A 2097-nucleotide genomic window follows, 5' to 3' on the forward strand; every position below is an offset into this window, starting at 1 on the left:
CAAAAGGCCGGCATCAAAGACCTGAAATATCTTATCTCGGTCCTTGACCGCGAAAACAAAATCCAGCACACGGTGGCGGACGTTTCCATGTTCGTTGACCTGCCCCACCGTTTCAAGGGCACGCACATGTCGCGCTTCGTGGAAATACTGAACGAGTCGCGCGGCAATATTTCCCTGCGCAACATCAGCTCCATTCTGCACACCATGAGCCGGCGGTTTGATTCAAGGACGGCCAACCTTGAAATCCGTTTTCCGTATTTCATTGAAAAATCAGCGCCGGTTTCCGGCGCGAAGTCATTGATGAATTACCAATGCGCCTTTCTGGCCAAATTCTGCCGCCGGCCGGCCGGGCAGAAATTTGACCTGGTTGTTGAAGTAAAAACGCCCGTTTCAACCCTCTGCCCTTGCTCCAAGGCCATCAGCGCGCTTAACGCCCATAACCAGCGCGCCATTCTGACGATCCAGATCCGCAGTCATGAGCTGGTGTGGATTGAAGAGCTGATTGAAATCGCGGAAGCCGAGGCCAGCGCCGGACTTTACTCGCTCCTGAAACGCGTTGATGAAAAATACATCACCGAGCGGGCATACCGGCGGCCGCGGTTTGCCGAGGATATTGCCCGGGCCGTCGCCCGCAAACTGTGCCGGGACAAACGCATTGCCTGGTTCAAAATTGAAAGCGAAAGCATGGAAAGCATTCACAATCACAACGCCTACGCCATGGTTACCAGCGACTTTATAAACGCGGAACGCGTTTAAAACCCGGCCGCGCGCAGCGCGCGGCCGGCCTGGAAAACGGGATATTTAAGCCGCCAAAGGCGGCAACTGTGTTTGACCGCGGTAGGAGCCGCATCCCCATGCGGCGATTCCAAACACCAGATGCATCGCCGAACAGGGGTTCGGCTCCTACCCCCGATTTTGCGCTCTTCTTTTGCGGCAAGTTGGAATCGCGGGCCTGGACCTAAATTATTTGACAATCCGGGAAATAAGTCTACAATTCAAATATTTTGGCGATGTAGCTCAGCTGGTAGAGCGGAGGACTCATAAGCCTTAGGTCCGGGGTTCGACTCCCCGCGTCGCCACCATTTTTAACACATAGAAAGGAATATTATTATGCTTGATGAAAAAAACGCGGGGCAGCCCCCGACGAAGCCGCACACGACCAACATGCACCCCATTATCAACATGCTCATCCAACTGCAGGAACTTATCCTCATCAGGTCGGAACAGGAAGCCGTCATGTCTTCCGGACGGCTCTCGCAGCTTGATTCGGCCATTCAAGCGCTGCGCGCGAATCTGCCCCCGGAAACCGGGCAATTATTCCAGCGGATAGAAAAAAAAGATTTGCTGGTCATCGTTCCCATTTCCCATAATGTCTGCACGGGCTGCGGCCTGGTGCTGCCGGTCAGCCTGGTACAGATTGTGCGATCCGGAGAAAAACTGCAGCAATGCCCCAACTGCGCCAGAATTCTTTACTACCAGAATTTCCTTCCGCGCCGGGTCAGCAAGAAAATGGGAGGGCGTTTCGCGCCGCGCCGTTCGGGCATCGCGCGTTTTTCCTCCACCGAACTGATGATTCCGTCATTAAGGGCGACCGAACGCGACAACGTGATCGCCGAACTGGCCGGGCGGATGGTTGAAGAGGGCTTTGTGGATAACGGCGCGAAACTGCTGGACGAAGCCTTAAAGCGCGAAGCCATCATGCACACGGCCATTGAATATGGAATATCCTTCCCGCACGTGCGCGGCGTTGAAGGCGGCGGGCTCACCCTGGCGCTCGGCATCAGCCGCAAAGGCATAAAATTTGATCCCGCCAGCCGCACTTTAAGCCACATTATTTTCTTTATCGTCATTCCAACCGCGGCCAGCGTCTTTTACCTGAGGCTGCTCGCGGGGCTGACCCAGTCTTTTCTGAAAAAAGAAGCGCGGGAAAACCTGATGAACTCGCAAACCCCCAAGGAGCTCTGGGACTGCCTGCTCAGGACCACCCGGTCCGCAATAAAATGAGTTTTCCTGTCCGGCCTGAATTTTAATTTTAGGCGGCAAAGCCGCAACTGTGTTTGCTCGGATGTAGGAGCCGCATCCCCATGCGGCGATTCC

The 2097-nt window shown here is 54.8% G+C and carries 2 protein-coding genes and 1 tRNA gene; all 3 read left to right on the top strand.

Translation table 11 applies throughout. From position 1 onward, the window contains the following. Positions 1 to 756 (top strand): GTP cyclohydrolase FolE2 (gene folE2, locus PHP98_08515; protein MDD5483677.1); only part of this gene is annotated, 756 nt, incomplete at its 5' end. Positions 757 to 1006: 250 nt separating this feature from the next. After that, a tRNA-Met gene (locus tag PHP98_08520) sits at positions 1007 to 1082 on the top strand. Between the two features lie 28 nt (positions 1083 to 1110). Beyond that, positions 1111 to 2004 carry a PTS sugar transporter subunit IIA gene (locus PHP98_08525; GenBank protein ID MDD5483678.1) on the top strand — a complete coding sequence of 298 codons (894 nt, stop codon included), beginning with the start codon at positions 1111 to 1113 and terminating at the stop codon, positions 2002 to 2004. Positions 2005 to 2097 lie beyond the last annotated feature (93 nt).

The organism is Kiritimatiellia bacterium, from assembly GCA_028715905.1.
Taxonomy (GTDB): domain Bacteria; phylum Verrucomicrobiota; class Kiritimatiellia; order JAAZAB01; family JAAZAB01; genus JAQUQV01.

Coding starts and splice junctions, on each gene's coding strand:
- PHP98_08525 (MDD5483678.1), top strand. CDS start 1,111: ATGCTTGATGAAAAAAACGCGGGGCAGCCCCCGACGAAGCCGCACACG.